This window comes from Treponema sp. UBA6852, from assembly GCA_002449305.1.
Classification (GTDB): Bacteria; Spirochaetota; Spirochaetia; order Treponematales; family Treponemataceae; genus Treponema_D.
The window spans coordinates 59,205-76,746 of the sequence record DKDI01000015.1 but is presented as its reverse complement, the minus strand read 5'-3'; the positions used below and the strand labels follow the sequence as shown (position 1 = coordinate 76,746).

At 41.2% G+C, this 17,542-nt stretch carries 13 protein-coding genes; 1 reads left to right on the top strand and 12 read right to left on the bottom strand.

Annotated elements, in window-relative coordinates; translation table 11 throughout:
- Nucleotides 1–111: 111 nt before the first annotated feature.
- Nucleotides 112–1,806, bottom strand: coding sequence for an AMP-binding protein (locus B3209_RS04145; RefSeq protein ID WP_296662154.1), 1,695 nt, complete (start codon nucleotides 1,804–1,806; stop codon nucleotides 112–114).
- A gap of 175 nt (nucleotides 1,807–1,981) precedes the next feature.
- Between B3209_RS04145 and secA the strand changes: the two genes are divergently transcribed.
- Nucleotides 1,982–4,720 (top strand): preprotein translocase subunit SecA, encoded by a 2,739-nt coding sequence (gene secA / locus B3209_RS04140; RefSeq protein ID WP_296662153.1) that lies wholly within the window; start codon nucleotides 1,982–1,984, stop codon nucleotides 4,718–4,720.
- 90 nt (nucleotides 4,721–4,810) lie between these two features.
- On the opposite strand, the gene hslU is transcribed toward secA, so the two are convergent.
- The 11 genes from hslU to B3209_RS04085 form a co-directional block, all read right to left on the bottom strand.
- On the bottom strand, nucleotides 4,811–6,334 hold the full coding sequence (gene hslU, locus B3209_RS04135) for an ATP-dependent protease ATPase subunit HslU (protein WP_296662152.1): 1,524 nt from the start codon (nucleotides 6,332–6,334) through the stop codon (nucleotides 4,811–4,813).
- Nucleotide 6,335: 1 nt separating this feature from the next.
- Complete coding sequence (gene hslV / locus B3209_RS04130; protein ID WP_295797227.1) at nucleotides 6,336–6,878, bottom strand: ATP-dependent protease subunit HslV; 543 nt, start codon at nucleotides 6,876–6,878, stop codon at nucleotides 6,336–6,338.
- 33 nt (nucleotides 6,879–6,911) lie between these two features.
- The gene (locus tag B3209_RS04125) at nucleotides 6,912–7,835 is read right to left on the bottom strand and encodes a tyrosine-type recombinase/integrase (RefSeq protein ID WP_296662151.1); all 924 of its coding nucleotides are present in this window, start codon (nucleotides 7,833–7,835) and stop codon (nucleotides 6,912–6,914) included.
- Nucleotides 7,828–10,023 (bottom strand): type I DNA topoisomerase, encoded by a 2,196-nt coding sequence (gene topA / locus B3209_RS04120; RefSeq protein WP_296662155.1) that lies wholly within the window; start codon nucleotides 10,021–10,023, stop codon nucleotides 7,828–7,830. The genes B3209_RS04125 and topA overlap by 8 nt, the downstream gene beginning before the upstream one ends.
- Nucleotides 10,024–10,033: 10 nt before the next feature.
- Complete coding sequence (locus B3209_RS04115) at nucleotides 10,034–10,990, bottom strand: DNA-processing protein DprA (RefSeq protein ID WP_296689910.1); 957 nt, start codon at nucleotides 10,988–10,990, stop codon at nucleotides 10,034–10,036.
- A gap of 38 nt (nucleotides 10,991–11,028) precedes the next feature.
- On the bottom strand, nucleotides 11,029–11,763 hold the full coding sequence (locus B3209_RS04110; protein ID WP_296662149.1) for a tetratricopeptide repeat protein: 735 nt from the start codon (nucleotides 11,761–11,763) through the stop codon (nucleotides 11,029–11,031).
- Between the two features lie 17 nt (nucleotides 11,764–11,780).
- Nucleotides 11,781–12,674 carry a tyrosine recombinase gene (locus tag B3209_RS04105; RefSeq protein WP_296662148.1) on the bottom strand — a complete coding sequence of 298 codons (894 nt, stop codon included), beginning with the start codon at nucleotides 12,672–12,674 and terminating at the stop codon, nucleotides 11,781–11,783.
- A gap of 3 nt (nucleotides 12,675–12,677) precedes the next feature.
- Nucleotides 12,678–14,165, bottom strand: a complete 1,488-nt coding sequence (ftsZ, locus tag B3209_RS04100) for a cell division protein FtsZ (protein ID WP_296091649.1) — start codon at nucleotides 14,163–14,165, stop codon at nucleotides 12,678–12,680.
- A gap of 75 nt (nucleotides 14,166–14,240) precedes the next feature.
- A complete protein-coding gene (gene ftsA / locus B3209_RS04095; RefSeq protein WP_296662147.1) occupies nucleotides 14,241–15,485 on the bottom strand; it encodes a cell division protein FtsA in 1,245 nt (414 codons plus the stop codon).
- A gap of 12 nt (nucleotides 15,486–15,497) precedes the next feature.
- Nucleotides 15,498–16,340: a cell division protein FtsQ/DivIB gene (locus B3209_RS04090; protein WP_296662146.1), complete on the bottom strand. Its 843-nt coding sequence runs from the start codon at nucleotides 16,338–16,340 to the stop codon at nucleotides 15,498–15,500.
- Entirely contained in the window at nucleotides 16,333–17,541 is a 1,209-nt protein-coding gene (locus B3209_RS04085) for an FtsW/RodA/SpoVE family cell cycle protein (protein ID WP_296091645.1), read from the bottom strand. The genes B3209_RS04090 and B3209_RS04085 overlap by 8 nt, the downstream gene beginning before the upstream one ends.
- Between the last annotated feature and the right edge of the window lies 1 nt (nucleotide 17,542).

Genomic DNA, 17,542 nt, shown 5'->3' with positions numbered 1-17,542 from the left:
TTTGGACTAAGAAAACATTTTGCAGCCTGCCGAAGCCTCCCGGAACAAAAAAAAGCCGCCAGATTAGCATTTTACACTAAAATGACGGCAGTTTTATAAGCTTTGTCCGGCTTAGAATTCTTGCTTAACTTTGTCTACATCTACACCGGCATCCTTTTCACGGATTTCTACACGGCGGATTTTTCCACTGATTGTCTTTGGAAGCTCATGCACAAACTCAATTATTCTAGGACACTTGAAAAGCGCAGTCTCGTGCTTTACAAAGTCAAAAAGTTCATGCTCAAGTTCTTCGGAAGCCTCGTATCCCGGAGAAAGAACGATTGTAGCCTTTACAGCTTGTCCTCTTTTTTCATCAGGAACGCCTGTAACCGCGCATTCCATTACAGCCGGATGCTGCTGAAGAACAGACTCAACTTCAAACGGACTGATTCTGAATCCGGAAGACTTGATGATGTCGTCTTTTCTTCCAACGAACCAAACGTAGCCGTCTTCATCCATATAAACTGTGTCTCCAGTATGGTAAACGCCTCCGTCAAAAGCATTAGCTGTAAGAGCAACATCGCGGTAGTATCCAGAAAGAAGCCCGAACGGATGTCCTTTATCCAAGTGGATTACAAGTTCGCCGACTTCACCTGCAGGAACAGGTTTTCCGCTGGCATTTACAACAGAAACGTCATAAACAGGAGACGGACGGCCCATTGAGCCAGGACGAACAACAGCGTCAAGAAAGTTTCCGCAGATAATTGTGGATTCAGTCTGACCGTAGCCTTCGTAGATTTTCTTTCCTGTCTGCTCAATAAACTTGTTGTAAACTTCGCCGTTAAGAGCTTCTCCCGCAGTCGCAAAACGCACTACACTGCTGATGTCGTACTTTGAAAGGTCCTGCCTGATGAGGTAGCGGTAAACAGTTGGAGGCGCGCAGAAAGTTGTAATTCCGTACTTTGCGATTTTCTGAAGCATCTTGTCCGGCTTAAAGCTGTGCATATCGTAAACAAAAACCGCGCTTCCGCAAATCCACTGTCCGTAGAGTTTTCCCCAGACAGCTTTTCCCCAGCCAGTTTCAGAAACAGCAAGATGAAGTCCATTGTCCTGAACTCCATGCCAGTATTTTGCAGTTATAAGATGCCCAATCGGATAAAGGTAATTGTGCAGAACCATCTTTGGATAGCCTGAAGTTCCTGACGTAAAGTAAAGAAGCATAGGGTCTTCGCTGTGAACTGCGGCATCTCCTACCGGGCGCGGAAATTCTGGGACGCACTTGTCAACTTCAGCATGGAAGTCAATCCAGCCTTCACGTGAAGGTCCTACAGTAACAAGTTTTTTTACAGTCGGGGAATTTGGAAGAGCTTTTTCAATTTCAGACTGAACCGCCGGATTGTCATAAGAAATAATCATCTTGATTTCCGCAGCGTTTGTGCGGTACTCGATGTCTTTTTGAAGCAGCTGGTCTGTAGCCGGAACTGCGATTGCCCCGATTCTATGAAGCGCCATCATTACCCACCACCATTCGTAGCGGCGGCGCAAAATCATCATAACGGCATCGCCTTTTTTTATTCCTTGAGAAGCAAGAAAATATGCAGTCCGCTTTGAATCAGCTGAAATCTGCTCGAATGTCCAAGTATGCTCTTCGCCGTCATCATCGCACCACACAAGAGCTCTTTTTCCCGGCTCTGTAACAGTGTAGCGGTCTACAATGTCATAGGCAAAATTGAAATTTTCCGGAGCCTTCAAGCGGCAATGCGCCTTCAAGTCATCGTAGGAAGCAAACTCTCTGTCTTCAACTAAAAAATCATGATAAAGTGCCATATATTCCTCTTAAAAACAGTGTGGTAAAAAGTTTTTATGACATTTTAATACAAAATGTCATTCATTTCAAGCGAAATACTTCCGCAGAAAATGAACTTCAAATCACTATAGTCTTAGACAGCCAAAGTTTCAGAAAGTTGCAAATATATAGAAAATTTTATATATTTACTGCATTATGTTTGACAAATTATTAACACTTATTTTCGGTTCGGCAAATGACCGCGCTGTAAAAGCACTGAAGCCTGTTGTTGCACAGATTGAAGCTAGAGAAAGCTGGGCACAGGCATTTTCTGACGAGCAGTTTCCTGAACAGACAAAAATTCTAAAAGAGCGTCTTGCAAAGGGCGAGACTCTCGATGATATTCTTGTGGATGCATTTGCATTGGCAAGAGAAGCGGCAAAAAGGGTTCTTGGAGAGCGCGCATATCCATGCCAGCTCATGGGTTCCCTTGTCCTTCATTCCGGCAGAATAACAGAAATGAAGACCGGCGAAGGAAAAACACTTATGTGCGTTTGCGCCGCCTACCTTAATTCTCTTAGCGGAAAAGGCGTTCACATTGTTACTGTAAACGATTACCTTGCAGAGCGCGACAGCCAGTGGATGGGACGCATCTACAGATTCCTTGGTCAAACTGTAGGCTGCATCTTAAGCAACATGGACAACGACGCAAGAAAAGCCGCTTACAACTGCGACCTGACTTACGGAACAAACAACGAGTTCGGATTTGACTACTTGCGTGACAATATGCAGATTGACGCTTCCCGCAAAGTTCAGCGCGGATTCAACTTCTGCATTGTGGACGAAATCGACTCTATTCTTATCGATGAAGCAAGAACTCCGCTTATCATTTCAGGACAAGGCGAAGACGACACTTTCAAATTCCATGAAGTTGACAAATACATTGGAATGTTCACGGAAGTCAAAAAAGATCCAAAGACAAACGACTATCCAGACGAAGTTGAAATGACTCCCGAACAGCGCGCGGCTCTCGAAGGCGACTACAAGTTGGATGAAAAAAGCAAGCGCGTTTCATTTACAGACAAGGGAATGAACAAAATAAACGACATACTTCTTTCCCACAATCTTATTGAGCCGGGAACAACTGTTTTTGACGAGCAAAATTTTGAATTTGTGCATTATTTTACACAGGCGCTGAGGGCTCATACACTTTATCATCCTGATGTTGATTATGTTGTAAAAGACGGACAAGTTCAGATTGTTGACGAATTTACAGGACGCATTCTTGAAGGAAGAAGATACGGAGACGGACTTCATCAGGCAATAGAAGCAAAGGAGCATTTAAAGATTGCCCAGCGAAACAGAACGCTTGCGACAATCACATTCCAGAATTTCTTCAGAATGTATGACAAGCTTTCTGGAATGACAGGAACCGCTGCAACAGAGGCTGTAGAATTCGACAAAATTTACAATCTAGATGTTGTCGTAATTCCAACAAACAAGCCTGTTGCCCGCATTGATGAAGACGATGAAGTTTACCTGAACGAAAGCGACAAATGGATTGCGATTTCAAAAGAAGTTGAAGAAGCGCACAAAAAGGGCCAGCCAGTTTTAATCGGAACAGTTTCCGTAGAAAAATCAGAGCATCTTTCGGCAATTCTTACAAGAAAAGGAATTCGCCATGAAGTTCTTAACGCAAAAAACCATGCACGTGAAGCTTTGATTATTGCTGAAGCCGGAGCAAAAGGAGCCGTAACTGTCGCAACAAACATGGCAGGACGCGGTACAGACATCAAGCTCGGCGGAAGTCCTGAAACTAGAGCAAGAAAAAAAGTCGGAACAGAAGCATCTCAGGAGCAGTTTGATGAAGCTCTTAAAATTGAAAAGGAACAGTGGAAAAAAGACTACGAGGAAGTAAAAAACCTTGGCGGACTTTACGTAATCGGCTCTGAACGCCATGAAAGCCGCCGTATTGACAATCAGCTTCGCGGACGCTCTGGACGACAGGGAGACCCTGGAAGAAGCAAATTCTACATTTCAATGGACGACGATCTTATGAGGCTGTTTGGCGGCGAAAAGATGAAAGCCATTATGAGCAGAATCGGAATGCAGCCTGGAGAACCAATAAATCACCCTATGCTTAACCGCTCAATTGAAAAAGCCCAGAAAAAAGTAGAAGAAAGAAACTTTGAAATAAGAAAAAATCTTCTTGACTATGATGACGTTTTGAATCAGCAGAGAAAATTTATTTATGACCAGCGTGATGAAATTCTTGTAGACGAAGACTTGAGCGGCAGAGTTATGAACAATGCAAAAGAAACTGTCTCTGAAATTTTCGAAGAGTTCAAGCATGAAAGGAATCCATCACAAAGCGCGCTTGCAGACAAAATATACAACACATTCGGTCAGCAGCTTTCTTATGATCAGCTTACAGAGGAAGGAGTTGATGCGGCTCTTCAGAATGACTTGACACAAAAGGAAATGCTTGCCGGAAAACAAAGCCTGAATATGTTTATCCGCTACCAGTACATTCAGATGATTGATAAAAAATGGCTTGATCAACTTGAATTCCTTGACGGACTAAGAGAAGCCGTTCACTTGCGTTCTTACGGAAGCAAAAATCCGCTCACAGAATATAAAATTGACGGATTCAATCAATTTGACGAAATGCTTGACAACATAAGAGATTCTGTAACAAGCAGAGTATTCAAGGTAAAAGTTCAAGTCGGCTCTCAGCCTCCACGCCAGCAGCCTCGCCAGATGAATGCACAGCATCAGGAAGCGCAGTCAATGGCAAGAAGCGCGCAACAGGCCGCTCAGAATTCAGCAATGAAAAGCGGAAGGCAAGGTCAAAGCGTAACAGTAACTAGATCTGTTCCAAAAGTAGGCAGAAACGATCCATGCCCATGCGGAAGCGGAAAAAAATACAAAAACTGCTGCGGAAGAAATTCCTAAGCAATAAATTCCATCTAAAAAAAAATGAAGGACTTGGTTCTGAAAAACAGTTCCAAGTCCTTTTTTGTTTGCTTTAGAATATAAAAATGACTAGAGTATATAACGCTCCAAATTCTGATTTTGGATTACACCATTCAGTTTTTCATCAACATACTTGCTGTCAATTGTTATAGTTTCACCTGCATGGCGGTCAGCATCAAAGCTTAATTCCTCAAGAACAGTTTCCATTATAGTATGAAGTCTGCGCGCGCCTATATTTTCACTGTGAGAATTTACATCTTCCGCAATAAAACTCATGCGGTCAATAGCTTCGTCCGCAAACTTGAGTGTTACGCCTTCAGTGGCAAGAAGAGCTTCATACTGCTTCACAAGAGCGTTTTTTGGCTCGGTAAGTATGCGCTTGAAATCTTCTTTTTTGAGCGGCTCCAATTCCACGCGAAGAGGAAATCTACCTTGGAGTTCCGGGATAAGATCGCTAGGGGCAGATACACTGAAAGCTCCAGCTCCGATAAACAAAATATGAGTTGTATTTACCACGCCCCATTTTGTATTCACATCGCTTCCTTCAACAATAGGAAGAATGTCCCGCTGAACTCCTTCCCTACTGACTGCCTGACGGTCGCCTTCACCACCGTGAGTTGCAATCTTGTCAATTTCATCTATAAAAATAATTCCGCTTTGCTCTACTCTTTTTTTCGCCTCATCAGCAGCCTTGTCACTGTCTGTATTTCGCTCAAGAGTATCCGCCATAAGAATTTGGCGTGCTTCGCGAACAGTTACACTGCGTCTTTTTGATCTTCCGCCTGAAAGAAGCTCCTGAAGTCCGTTTATGCTTTCTTCAAGGTCTTCAGGATTGCTTGCTCCCATCATGTTCATGCTAAATGAAGGCTGACGGTGAACTGTTATTTCCACAATGCGGTCTTCGAGCTTACCCTCACGGAGCATTGTCCTGAATTTTTCACGTGTAGAAGCCATATCCTCGTGAGTTGAAGTATCTTCTTCAATTTCTTCTTGCAGCTCTTCTTGAACAGGATTTTCTTTTGGAATATCAACTTGAATCAAGCTTCCCTGAATCGGACTTGACTCACCAAATATATTTCCAAGCACATGGACATCTCTTTTTGGAGAGGAATCCTTGCGTTTTTTCTTGCCAGAACTTCCAGGCAAAAGCAAATCAAGCAGCTGGTCTTCCACCATAGGAATGCATTTTTCACGCAATTTCTCCTGCATTTCAGCCTTTACCATGTTATAGCCAACTGCCATAAGATCGCGGACCATACTTTCAACATCGCGGCCAACATAGCCAACTTCCGTATATTTTGTGGCTTCCACTTTCAAGAATGGCGCTCCGCAAAGTTTTGCAAGGCGGCGAGCAATTTCAGTTTTTCCAACTCCAGTTGGTCCCATCATCAAAATATTCTTTGGCGCAACTTCGTCCCGGATTTCTTCTGGAAGTTTTATTCTACGCTGGCGGTTTCGCAAAGCAACTGCAACAAAACGCTTTGCCTTTTGCTGGCCGATTATATAATTGTCAAGTTTTTCAACAATCTGCGCTGGAGTAAGTCCGTCTGGAATTCCTTTTGAATTCGACTGCGCCTTGATTTCTTCAGTCATATTAAAGCTCCTCAACTACTACGTTGCTGTTAGTATAAATGCAAATTTGTCCTGCTATTGCAAGCGATTTCTGGGCTATTTCTTTTGCTGAAAACTGGGAAGATTCCATATAAGCCATTGCCGCTGCGTATGCATAATTTCCTCCAGAACCAATCGCAAGAATATCGTTTTCAGGCTCAATGACGTCTCCGCTTCCTGAAATCAAAAGAATTTTATTTGAATCAGCTACAAGCAAAAGCGCCTCAAGCTTGCTCATTGAACGTTCTGTGCGCCACAACTTAGCAAGCTCAACAGCGGCACGAGTAAGGTCTCCGTTAAATGTCTTGAGTTTTTCTTCAAATTTATCAAAAAGAGTAAAGGCATCTGCGGTTGCTCCGGCAAATCCTGTAAGAACTTTGCCATCATAAATGCGGCGCACTTTTTTAGCATTGCCTTTCATCACTGTGTTTCCCATAGTAACCTGACCGTCTCCAGCCATAGCAACTTTTCCATTTCTCCTTACAGCAATTACAGTTGTGCTGCGGATTTTATTTTCATTTCCCATAATTTTTATTCTCCTATGCAGACAATTTCTATTTCAGTCTTTTTTTCCTGAATGCGGAAACGCCTGGCTGTATACTTTTTTTAAACGTTCCAAAGTTACATGAGTATAACGCTGAGTCGTGCTTATGCTGGAATGTCCAAGAAGTTCCTGAACAACTCTTATGTCCGCGCCAGAATTAAGCATTCCTGTAGCAAAAGTATGCCTAAAAGCATGAGGCGAAACATGGCTGCCGGTCCCTTCAATTCCTGTATAGCGGCTCACAATATACCAAATTCCATGGGCTGAAAGCGCAGTTCCTTTCTGGCTTAAAAAAATTCTGCTTACTTCACAAGCACAACCTTTTTCAGCCTGCGGAAATCTTGCCTTCCGTTCCTTCAAATAAAGCATAAGGGCGTTTCTTGCGTCCTGCTCAAAATAAATGCGGCGGTCTTTTTTTCCTTTTCCAGTAACAATCGCGCTTTTAAAATCACTTGTAAAATCCTGAAATTTCAAGGAAGCAAGCTCGCTCACACGGCATCCAGAAGAATACATCATTTCAAAAATCGCCTTGTCCCTTGATGCCCACAAAAGTTCTTTTTTTTCAGGCTGACGGCAAACATTGTCAATTTCAGTCTGAGACATAAAGCGCGGAAGTGTTTTAGGCTGGCGAAGACACTTTAGCTCATAAGAAACGTTTTTAGAAATATAACCAAATTTCTTTAAATATGCAAATAATCCTCTGACTGCGGAAATAACTCTATTTACAGAAGCCACTGAATATTTTTTACGGCTCAATTCTCCAACAAAAAGCCGCAAATCTTCCAGTGTAAGTTCTTCTGGCAATTTATCATTTCCAAAAAATTCGCAAAAATGAGCCAAATCCTGCCGGTAAGACAAAACTGTATTTTCAGACAGTCCGCGCACACTTCCAAGGTAAACCAAAAATTCTTCGGAACATTCAAAGAGAGTTTCAGGCATTTTGGGATTCTTTTGACTCTTTATCAGCCTTATTTGCCTTTGCAAATTCTCCTGCAGCTTCAGCAGCAACTGCTTCATCCGCTGAATGGAGATAGTCGCAGTCAGGATTTATACAGCTTTTATATGAGCCGTTTTTCTTGTCATATTTTTCAACAAGAAACCATCCGCACTTAGGGCAATAAACGTCAATCGGCTTAAAATGCGAAATAAATGTGCATTCTGGATAATTTGTGCATCCATAGAATTCTTTTCCGCGTCCTTTTGTTTTTCTTGCAACGATATGTCCATCGCAGCCTTTTCGCGGACATTTTGCAAGCGGAACACTTTTTGTATTGTGGCACTCAGGAAATCCAGAACAGGCAAGAAAATACCCGAAGCGGCCAAGTTTTTTCACCATTGGTTTTCCACACTTTTCACAGATTTCGTCAGTAGGCTCATCAAGTGTTCCTTTTAAACTTTCCTGATTTTCCATGACTTCTTCAACACGATTTTTAAACGGTCCAAAGAAATCCGCAATCATATTGTTCCAGACAAGCTCATTCTGCTCCACCTTGTCAAGATCATTTTCAACTTCCGAAGTAAACTGCTCATTTATAACATCGGGAAATGATTCCACAAGAATTTTACAGATAATTTTTCCGAGCATCGTAGGAACAAGCTGCTTATTATTCCGTGTAACATAATAGCGGTCAAGCAAAACTGAAATTATAGGCGCGTAAGTTGACGGGCGGCCAATTCCTTTTTCCTCCAAAGTTTTTACCATTGAAGCGTCGGTGTAACGGGCCGGGCCTTGAGTAAAATGCTGTTCAGGGTAAAATTTTCCGCTTGAAAGAATTTCGCCAATCTTGAGAGATGGAAGGCTTCCGGTTACATCTTCTTTAGAAGAAAGTGTCTTTATAACATTATAAAAGCCTTTGTGGCTTAGCTTGCTTGCACTCACACGGAACAAAGCGTCTCCAGCCTGAATATCAACGCTGGTTGTCTTTGACTTTGCATTGTTCATCTGGCTCGAAACAAAACGTTCCCAAATAATTGAATACAAGCGAAGTTCTTCACGAGTTAAATATTCCTTTACGCTGTCTGGAGTATACTTTACATAAGTCGGACGAATTGCTTCGTGGGCATCCTGCGCGCTTTTTCCAACCGCATACTCAATTTTTTCAGCAGGAAGATCCTCCGGAAAATTTTTTCCAATCCAGTCTCTTACATCATTTATAGCAGTCTGGCTTATGCGGACAGAATCGGTACGCATATAGGTAATAAGTCCAACGCGCGTGTTTCCAATCTGCACGCCTTCATAAAGACGCTGGGCAATCTGCATTGTTTTTCTTGAAGTAAAACTGAGCCTGTTTGCCGCTGCCTGCTGAAGTTTTGAAGTCGTAAAAGGCGGCTTTGGACGAACAGTTTTTTCAGTTTCCTTTATATCTAAAACTTTGCATTCGCTGTTTTGAATTTCTTTTATAATATCATTAACAGCATTTTCATTTTTCAGTTCAGGCTTTGTTCCTTTGTATTGGACAAGCTGAGCCGTAAATTTATTCTTTCCCTTTGCAAAATCCGCATCAAGAGACCAATATTCTTCAGGAATAAAATCTTCAACTTCCTTTTCACGCTCGCAAATAAGACGCAACGCAACAGACTGAACACGACCAGCGCTAAGTCCATTTTTTACTTTTTTCCAAAGAAGCGGACTCAAATTATAGCCAACAAGCCTGTCAAGAACACGGCGGGCTTTCTGCGCATTTACCTTTGCCTCGTCTATTTCACGTGGATTTTTTACAGATTCTTTTATTGCAACCGGAGTGATTTCATTAAAAACAATGCGATGTATAGGAGCTTCTGTTTTTTCCTTGAGCGCATTATTCAAATGCCAAGCAATTGCTTCACCTTCGCGGTCATTATCCGATGCAAGCAAAACGCCAGAAGAATTTTTTGCATCTTTTTGCAGTTCCTTTAAAAGCTTTGCACGCCCGCGGACAGTTATATATTCCGGCTGAAAATTATTATTTACATCGATTGCGATGCGGCTTTTGGGCAAATCAATAAGATGTCCCATAGAAGCCTTTACCGTGTAGCCAGTTCCAAGATAATGCTCAATTGTCTTTGCTTTCGCAGGAGACTCAACAATAATCAGAGTGTTCTTTTTAGTCTCTTTTTTCGATGTTTTTTTAGCAGTTTTTTCAGCCATAATCCACCTGTCAGCACGAATCAAAAAATTCAAGCTGTCCTTTATTTTTACAGACTTTAAATCCCGGAGCATTTTTTCTTACCGCGACAAAATCCGCATAGTTTTCTATAACCGGAGCTCCTTCCTCAATAAACTTTTCAGAAGCACGGACATTTTTCTTTCCGCCACGCCCATTTTTTTCAGCTTCACTGCAAAATCCAGCCGAATGAAAAACAACATCACGGTTGTAATCAAGGGCGAAATCAGCAGTAATAAGAGCACCGCTTCCAGCAGGAGCATGAACAACGACAGTGCATGAAGACAATGCCGCCACAAGCCTGTTCCGCTGAACAAATCTCCAAGGCTCAGCAGGAATGCCGGGAACATATTCACTTGCAATAAATCCACCGTCTTTTACAATCTGCTGGGCAAGACTTCTGTTTCCATACGGAACAACTGTATCTATTCCGCACGGAAGAATCGCCGCAGTTGACTGTAAAATTCCAGAGGCAAGAGCACCTTTATGAGCAAAACTGTCAATTCCATTCGCGAGTCCTGAAATGACAGTCAGAGCGGAAAAAGCAGCCTCCTTTGCAAAGCCAAAAGCCGCACGCGCAGTCTTTTCACAAACACGTCTTGTTCCCACAACAGAAACACAAGGCTTTTTCAAGGCTTCTAAAGTTCCACGGTAAAAAAATGCATAAGGAGGATCTGGAATAGTCCTAAGCATAGCAGGAAATTCCGCTTCATAATAAAAAACGGAATTTATCCCTTTTGATTCTGCAAGCCTAAAACTTTTTTCAGCGAAAGCCCTGCAAACATTTCCATTCCAAACCGCCCTTCCCAAACTTCTGCCTATAATAGTAGAAAGCTCTTCTATAGACAGTAACGCAAGATTATCCATGCTGTCAATATTTTTCTTTAAAAGAATTTTTTCTTTGGCAGAAAGGAATGTTATTGATGAAATTGCAATGTCTAAAATATCCACAAGAAAAAGATATAAAAAACTGTTATAAAATGCAAATTTTATTTATACTGAAGTTCAAGGCATTTCTTTTTGTTTTCCTGGGCAGCCTGAACTTTTTCAGCATTGGGCTTTAGCTCAATAATCTTGTCGTAAAGTTCAATTGCCTTGTCAAACTGATATGTTAAATAATACGCGCCTGCAAGAGCAAACATTGCATTTGTGTCTCTAGTTTGAACAGAAAGGAATTTTTCAAGATAAGGAACCGCCTTGTCGCCCTGACCGAATTCAAAAACATAAAGAATTCCAAGTCCGTACAAAACACGGTAATAATTAGGATCAATTTTTAATGCCTGAAGATACGAATTTTCCGCAAGCCGAAGATAATTCATTTTTTTTATCGCTTCATCTGAGGAAGTTCCTTTCGCATCAAAATCAAGGCTCGCATTAGCCATGTGTCCTGCGCAGCTTCCTACGTAATAATAAAGATTTGCGTTGTCCGGATAATAAGACAAAGCCTTTTGAAAACATTCCAAAGCTTTTCCGTACATTTGTTGGTCAATATAACGAGTTCCAAGAATTTTATACCAAATTCCAATCTGACCTTCTGTTAAAGCTAAATCCATTGCGCGGGCATCGTATTTTTTTATAGCTTCCTCAAGTTCTTCTTTTGTCGTAGGATTTGAAACACCTTCCTCAATTCGCTGCATTCGCTTTACAGAATTATAAGAAGGAGAACAAGAAATCGCCGCAAAAGCAATAAAAAGCGCAAACGAAATTTTAATAATTTTTTTCATAAAAATCCTCCGTTGTTTTATTCAGTTTTATGGCCTGGAAAAAAATCCCTGTGGCTTTCTTCAAGTCTTGAATCGTCTATGTGCGTATAAATTTGCGTCGTAGACAAATCAGAGTGTCCCAAAAGTTCCTGCACTGATCTTAAGTCCGCTCCGCCTGAAAGCAAATGAGTTGCAAAGGAATGGCGCAAAGTGTGGACTTTCGCTTCAATTCCAGTTTTTTTCCCCATTTTCTTGAAATTCTTCCAAATTCCTTTTCTTGAAATAGGATTCCCTTTAGAATTTACAAAAACTTCGGGAATAATTCTACTTCCCACGAATCCGGGACGAATTTCAAAAATCCATTTTTTAAGCCAAAACGCCGCATCCTCACCAAACGGAACAAGACGCTCTTTGCTGCCTTTTCCGCAGACAAGAATCAGTTTTTCATCAAAATGAACATTCGAAATTAAAAGTGAACAAGCCTCGCTAATCCGAAGTCCGCAGCTGTAAATCACTTCATACAACGCGCGGTCTCTTATTCCAAGCGGCTTTTTCACATCAATTGAAGATAAAAGACTGTCAACCTGTTTAACTTCCAAAACTTTTGGCAAGGCTCTCGAAACTTTCGGTTTTCCAATTTCATGCGCAAAATTTTCAATCCATATTTTTTTTCGGACTAAAAACGAACCAAAAATTCTAAGCGCAGACAAATCTTTTGCAAGCGTAATTTCTTTTCTTCCGGAAGTTTTTCTAAAAGCCGCATAATAAAGCAAAGTTTGAACTGTAACATTTTCTAGCGGCGTTTCGTTTTTTTCCAGATAGTCAAGAAATTCCTGAACGCAAATTAAATAAGTTTCCGCCGTCAGTTTTCCGTGATTTTCCACAAAAAGAAGCTCACTGTAAAATTCCTGAAGCAGAGATTTTTTTTCCATAAATTAAAGCTGCGTCAAATCTATGGAGCGCGAAAGTCCGTTCAGGCGTTTTCTATAAATTGCCGGCTGATTTATGTCGTTCGGATCAATTTTTATTCCCGCAGGAAGCTTGTGCCCTGAAAACGGCCTTTTTTCTTCTGTAGAATTTTTTTCTTCAGGCTGATTTTCTACAAGCGAAACAGTTTCCCGCTCACCAAGAGATTCCGCTGGAGCAAATGAAGTTTCATCATTTTCTTTTGAAACAGAATTTTCAACTGAAGAATTCTTAAAATCTATGGAACTAAAATGTTCTGAAGTTTTTGCAGGCTTTGATTCTGATTCAGTTTTTCCGCCCAAAGCACGGATAAATTCGCCATAGTCAGCAACAGAATCATCTTTTTCATCTTCTTCCAAAGGAACTGAAGTTGCAAAGTCATCATTGCCGCTAAAATCGGTTGCAATTACAGTAACGGAAACTTCGTCGTCTTCCATTGCAGAATTCTCTGAAAGCCCAAAGATTATTTCCGCCTCTTTGCTTGCTGAATGCTTGATTAAATTAACAATATCCTGGGTTTCTTCCAAATCCAAATTTCCATTGCTTGTTATATTAATGAGAATTTTTCTTGCGCCGTCAATCTGGCGGTTTTCAAGAAGCGGATTTGCAATTGCACCTTCAACAGCTTCGTTGACTCTATTTTCGCCTTTGCCTTTTCCAACGCCAAGAATCGAGTCGCCTGAACCGTACATTATTTTTCTTACATCAGCAAAATCAAGGTTTATATCGCCAGGCTGAGTGATAAGTTCTGTAATTCCCTTTACTCCAGCGCACAAAAGTCCGTCTGCAAATTTAAACTGCTCTCTAAAAGTCATGCGGTGGTCTACATTTTCAACAGCCTTAAAAATCAAATCATTAGGAAGAACAATCAAACTGTCTACATTCTGCCTGAGTTTTTCAAGTCCTTCCATAGCGTTATCCATGCGGACTTTTCCTTCAAATTCAAAAGGAGTTGTAACAACGGCAATCGTAAGAATTCCAGCGTTATGTGAAAGTTCTGCAACAACAGGCGCAGAACCAGTTCCAGTTCCTCCGCCCATTCCTGCAGTTATAATAACCATGTTTGCGCCTGAAATAATTCTTGAAATACGTTCGGCATCTTCTTTTGCGGCATTTTCGCCAACAGCAGGATTTCCGCCCGCGCCAAGTCCGCCTGTAATTTTCTGTCCGATTGGAACTCTTAGCTGCGCAGTTGATTTATGCAAAGCCTGTTTGTCTGTATTTAAAACAATAAACTGAACACCAGAAACTCCGTCTTCAATCATGCGCTGAACCGCACTGGAGCCACCACCGCCACAGCCAATAATTTTTATAACAGTGGGATTTATGTCACCAAGCTCATCATCAAAATTTAACGGCTCGTCATTTGCAACATTTGAAGGCGGCTGCAAAACTGAACCATTCAGCGGCACATTCATTTTTTGAGAAGACGTATCTTCAACATTTGTAAATTCCATATTTTCCTCCCGACCCGCGCATTCTGTTTCTTAATCCCCATTAAAAGCAGAGCGCATCCAAAAATATTTAGTTTATCAGTTTATCTTTTTTAGCAAGTTTTTAAACCAGCTAGGCTTGGAATCCTGCTTTTGTTTTTTTGAAACTTTATGGGAAACTGCCGCAGAAGAATCATCGTTTTTATTCGCAAGAACAAGTCCCACAGCAGTCGCAAAATCTGCGTTTCTATAAGAATCATCAGCACCGCCAAAATCCGCGCAGCAACCGATTCTAACAGCAGTTGTCTTCCAAACTTCCTGTGCAAGAGTCTCGATGCCAGGCATAAGAGCGCCGCCGCCAGTAAGAACAATCGTTCCCCTAAGCTCCGTAAGTCCAGAATGTCTGACAACTTCTTTTTTTGCAGAAACAAGTATTTCTTCAACCCGAGCCGTTATAATTTCACTTAAGGCAGCTTTATTCGTAAGTTCAGGAGGAAGTCCTCCAACCCCGGGAATTATAACTTCCTCATTTTCTTCGCCTTCATTAAGCCAGCAAGTGCCGTACTTTATTTTCAATTCTTCAGCTACAGAAAAAGGAACGCCCATTACTTCTGAAATATCGTTTGTAACACGGTTTCCGCCTGCAGGAATTGAAGTTGTAAAAACCGGAGCGTCTTTGTTAAGAACAATTACATCGGTAGAGCCGCCACCCAAATCAATTAAAATAGAGCCAAGATCGCGCTCGTCTTCCCTTAAAGTTGCATAGGCAGCCGCCAAAGTTTTAAGTGTAATTCTTCTAAGCTGATATTCAGCGCGCATTATGCATTCGTTTATATTTGCATAGGCCGAAGTTGAAACTTTTAAAAGCAAAGTTTTTACTTCAAGCCGCACGCCTTTTATTCCGATTGGATTCGCATATTCTCTTCCGTCAACAAGATATTCCTGCGGAAGAATGTGAAGAAGAATTTCATTCAGCGGAATTGAAACAGCCTGGGCGCAATCCAACGCACGTTTTTTTGCTTCCATCTTGATTTCAACTTCACGGTTTCCGCCTTTAGGATCTGCACCAACAACGCCAGTAGAAGGAAGACTTGTAACCTGTGAACCGCCAATTGAAGTATATACTTCAACAACTGTTGTTCCCGCACTGATTTCGGCAGCTTCAATTGTTTCTTTTATTACATTTTTTGTTGCATCAATATTGACGATTATTCCGTTTCTAACTCCCTGAGACGGCTTTTTTGAAATTCCTATTATTTCAATTTCGTCATTTGCATTTATTTCTGCAATAACTGTCCTGATCCAGCAAGTGCCAATATCAAGACCAACAATCGTCCGAGCCAAAATATTCCTCACTCAACGGCATCTGTATGAAAGCGAATCGTATCGCAAATCAACTTCCACAACATCCGGTTCTATAGAATTTACAACGTCAAGAACAACCATCATGTACTTCAGCGCATCTTCAGTCAAAGAGCGGTCGGTAAGAACTCTGACTTTTGCCTGCGTAGGATACAAAACAAGTTCGTAGTTTCCATACTCTTTAGGCACAACCTGAATTTCTGAAATCGCGGCAAAATATTTCTGAGGCAAATTTCTAATCGCTGAAATTTGCTCCATAAGCACACGGTACTTTGCCGGAAGCCTCATCCCTTCCTGAAGATTTTCAATAGGAAGTCCTGAAATAAGAGGAACAGAACTGTCCTGCAAAATGGAATCTGACTGTATGCTGAATAGTACACAATTTTCGTCGATTTGAACAGACTTTGACACGCCATTTACAGAAAGAATAGTTTTTGCAACAGGAACTCTTTCCTTCACAGAAATAAAAATTTTATCTGGAAAACGTTTGTCAACAGAAACTCTTTCAATATAAGAAACATTGCTCAAAATCGAAGCCGCGCGGTCTGTATCAAATCCTGTCCAAGATGAATTTGAAATAGGCGCAAGGCGTTCCGCAATGTCTTTCCGCGCAAAAGAATCCAAGCCTGAATAAATTATAGCTGGACGTCCAAAACACGGAAGCACAAGAGCGTAGATAATTCCTTCAACAAAAAGAAAAAATCCAAGCACAAAAACAACAATTTTGAGAACAATATATTTTTTTTCACTTGTCTTCTGGTCCGCCTTTTCAGAAGTTTTTACAGATTCAAAGGAACCAAAAAATTCATCAAAATCAGAAATCGCCGCGTCACTCATATTCAACTACAACTCCCCCAATTGTTTCAATATTATCAAATTTATTTTTCAAAGTTTGCCCTGATTCTTTATCGGCATCGCAGTGGGAAGCGTTTATAACAAATCCACACATGCAAAGTGTTATTATAAGAGACGAACCTCCCGAAGAAAAAAACGGCAAAGGAATTCCTGTTGTAGGTGAAGCTCCGCAGACAACAGCGCAGTTAAAAACCGACTGGCAAAAAATGCAAAGCGTGCATCCGAATGAGCCGTAAGCCGCAAACCGATCCGGACAGCTAAGAGCGATTTTAAATCCGCGGCAAGCAAAAACTATAAGCAAAATAAAATAAGACGTTACGCCAAAAAGTCCCATCATTGTAGCCCAGCCTGAAAAAATATAGTCAGTCTGAATTTCAGGAATTGCAGAAATTTTTTCAAGCCCGTCTCCAATTCCAGTTCCCCAAATTCCACCTGCGCCAATTGCTCTTTCAGATGCTGAAGTTTGGTAACCAGCTGTTAACCTGAATTTTTCAGGAAAAAGATACGCAAGAATTCTCATCAAGCGATATTCTTCCATGGAAATCAAAATAACAGCGGCAGGAATCGCAAGAATAGAAAACGGAACAAGCCATTTCAAAGATGCGCCGGACAAAATAAACATTGCCACACCAAGGGCAAAAACAAAAATTCCTGTGGACAAATTTCTCTGGCAAAAAATCACAATAACGAAAAGCAAAAGCGCCGCAACTGGATAAATAAATTCCTTGGAGCTTTCTTCATATTCAGAAGAATGCGCGTCAAACATGTGTGCCAAATACATTACAATTGCAAACTTCACAAGCTCCGACGGCTGAAAAGAAAATAAATGCGGAATCACAATCCATCTTGAAGCTCCTTTTCTTTCGCTTCCAATTCCAGGAAGAAACGCAAGAATGCAAAGAACAAAAGCAATCACGGCAAACATAAAAACAAATTTCCGAATTTTCTTTACTGGAACAACTGCAAAAAAAATCAGTCCGGCAAATCCGACTACAGAAGAAACAATTTGCCTGTTTAAAAAATAATTTTTATTTCCGAAGAACCGCTCTCCAACTCCAGGAGAACAAACATAAAGCGTAAAAATTCCAAGTCCCCACAAAAGCAAAGTGCAGACAATAAAAACTGAATCGCTTTTTCTATAGTTTGAAACAGGACGGTCAGGAAAAAATCTGTATTCTCCCATA